The sequence below is a fragment of the Clostridium sp. genome, assembly GCF_032552055.1.
Lineage (GTDB): Bacteria > Bacillota > Clostridia > Clostridiales > Clostridiaceae > Clostridium.
Genome location: NZ_JAWGSV010000358.1, coordinates 1 through 2364 on the forward strand (window position 1 = coordinate 1; position 2364 = coordinate 2364).

At 28.0% G+C, this 2364-nt stretch carries 2 protein-coding genes, 1 tRNA gene and 1 rRNA gene; 3 read left to right on the plus strand and 1 reads right to left on the minus strand.

Going from position 1 to position 2364, the window contains the following annotated elements; translation table 11 throughout:
• Positions 1-115: ribosomal RNA gene (gene rrf / locus E6248_RS15465) — 5S ribosomal RNA — on the plus strand; the annotation flags it as partial.
• A gap of 5 nt (positions 116-120) precedes the next feature.
• A tRNA-Lys gene (locus E6248_RS15470) sits at positions 121-196 on the plus strand.
• Positions 197-391: 195 nt separating this feature from the next.
• Here the strand turns inward: E6248_RS15470 and E6248_RS15475 are convergent.
• Complete coding sequence (locus E6248_RS15475; protein ID WP_316341662.1) at positions 392-1141, minus strand: signal peptidase II; 750 nt, start codon at positions 1139-1141, stop codon at positions 392-394.
• 173 nt (positions 1142-1314) lie between these two features.
• Here E6248_RS15475 and E6248_RS15480 point away from each other — a divergent pair, with 173 nt between their 5' ends.
• Positions 1315-2118 (plus strand): pyruvate, water dikinase regulatory protein, encoded by an 804-nt coding sequence (locus E6248_RS15480; RefSeq protein ID WP_316341663.1) that lies wholly within the window; start codon positions 1315-1317, stop codon positions 2116-2118.
• Positions 2119-2364: the final 246 nt, after the last annotated feature.

A 2364-nucleotide genomic window follows, 5' to 3' on the forward strand; every position in this document is an offset into this window, starting at 1 on the left:
TGGTGATGATGGCGTAGAGGAAACACTCCTTTCCATTCCGAACAGGAAAGTTAAGCTCTACAGCGTCGATGGTACTGCACGGGCGACTGTGTGGGAGAGGAGAACGTTGCCAGGTAATAAGGTTTACTAGCTCAATCGGTAGAGCACTTGACTTTTAATCAAGGTGTACCGGGTTCGATTCCCGGGTAAGCCACCAAGCCACTTCTAATTTAAGAAGTGGTTTTTTTATTTTTAAAACATTAGTTTAGAATTTAATTTCTCAATAATATTAAATTAGTATTTTATTATGAATTAATATATGCAATATAGAAAGGCTTTCAATAATATATGTTAGCAGACTTAATTAATTTAAATCTGTTTAGTTTATATTATCGAAAGCCTTATTATTTATTTATCTTCTCAATATATCTTTTTTCATGAATTTTAAAAACTTCTTTATAGATTCCAAATCATCTTTTAAAGTACTATTATCTTCATCTTTAAAATATCCACCTATATAAATGAGCATAATAAAAAATAATATACCAAGGTTAATATAAATATCTTTAATGTCTGCGATAAATAAATCACTAATGCCTATAAAGTCCAAGCTTCCACCATAAAAGACCTTATCTATTAAGGAGCACAGAGCACCAGTACTTATAAATGAAAATGACATATCAGCCCAAAAGCTTTTATTTCCCTTAGATAAGTAATATCTATACACTTCTATTACTAAAATAACTGCAATTACATTTAGAGCAATTAAAGCAGAAAAGCCAACGCCTAAACCAAATCTTGCATTAAGCCAAGAACCATCAGTATTTATAATAGGGTCAAAAGAAAGAAAGCCTCTAATTATTTCCACATAATTATTGAAAAAGAAGAATTTAATTATTATTTTTATCCCTTGATCAATTAACATTAGAATTAAGAAAATTAGAATAACAGTTTTATTATTAAATCCTTTATTATATTTTTTGGATAAATAGTAAATTATTAATCCTGTAAAAGCAAAAACAAGGGTTAATAATAGATTCATCACTAGAGTATAAATATCATTAACTCTGCCAGTAAAGATTTCAAAGGCAAAATATACTAGCCACATAATAGGGAGTAATCCTATAGTAAGCCATTTTTCTTTATTTTTATTATCAGCCATTTCATCCTCCTATAGTATTTTTAAGATATTAAAATTTTATCATATATATTTATAAATTACACAGAACAACACAAAATAATTTAATTCTGATATAATTATAAGTAAATTATGAATAATTAAACTATTCGAATAAAGAATAATATTAATACACTACATATTTAGGAGGGTTTGAGATGTTGAAGATTTTTGCGGTATCTGATTCTATTGGAGAAACAGCTGAGCAAGTAGCATTAGCTGCAGCAAGTCAATTTAAAGGTGAGGCAGAAGTAAAGAGAATTCCTTATGTAAAAGAATTAGATGATGTAGAATATATAATGAGAGAAATAAGTGAATTTGAAAAGGTAATGATTGTGTCTACTATTATTACAGTAAATGTAAGGGAATACTTAACTCAAAAGTGTTTAGAGAAAAACATTTCAGTAGTTAATGTACTGGGTCCTATAGTAAATGTAGCATCATCACTTTTAAATAGAATGCCAGATAATAATCCAGGTGCAATGAGAAATATAGATGATACATATTTCAAAAGAATTGAGGCTATGGAATTTGCTATGCAATATGATGATAGTAAAGACTATAGAGGATTAAAAAATGCAGATGTAGTTTTAATAGGACTTTCTAGAACCTCTAAAACACCGTTATGTATGTATCTTGCTAACAAGGGATTAAAGGCAATAAATATACCATTAATGCCAGAGGTAGAAATACCTAATGAGTTATTTGAAGTTGATAGAAAAAAAGTTTTTGGATTAGTAATAAATCCACTTCAATTAATAGAAATTAGAAAAAAGAGATTAGATAAGTTTCATAGAATGCCAACTGGGATAGAATATGCAAGTGATGCAAGAATACTAGAGGAATTTGAATTTTCAGATAAAATAATGAGGAAGGTAGGCTGTAAAACTATTGATGTTACTCAAAGAGCTATAGAGGATACTGCATTAATTATTTTAAAGTCATTAGGATATACTAAATAGTATATGAATAAAATATAAAGCTCTAGAGAACCTAAGAAAAATAAGGCTTTCTAGGGTTTTATAATAAAATAAATAAAAAAATAACAAAAATGTGTTGACATAATATTGTTAGAATGATAAGATAATGAAGTCGCTTGAGGGCGACGAAGAAAATGGTCTTTGAAAATTGAACAGAATAAAGTTAAGTAAAATAAACCAGCAATTCTTTTAAGTCTTAAAATTAAGACTCAAAGTAATTTGAGCAAA

Bases quoted from the DNA above. Each gene is read 5' to 3' on its own strand.
- E6248_RS15475 (WP_316341662.1), bottom strand. From the start codon at position 1,141: ATGGCTGATAATAAAAATAAAGAAAAATGGCTTACTATAGGATTACTC.
- E6248_RS15480 (WP_316341663.1), top strand. From the start codon at position 1,315: ATGTTGAAGATTTTTGCGGTATCTGATTCTATTGGAGAAACAGCTGAG.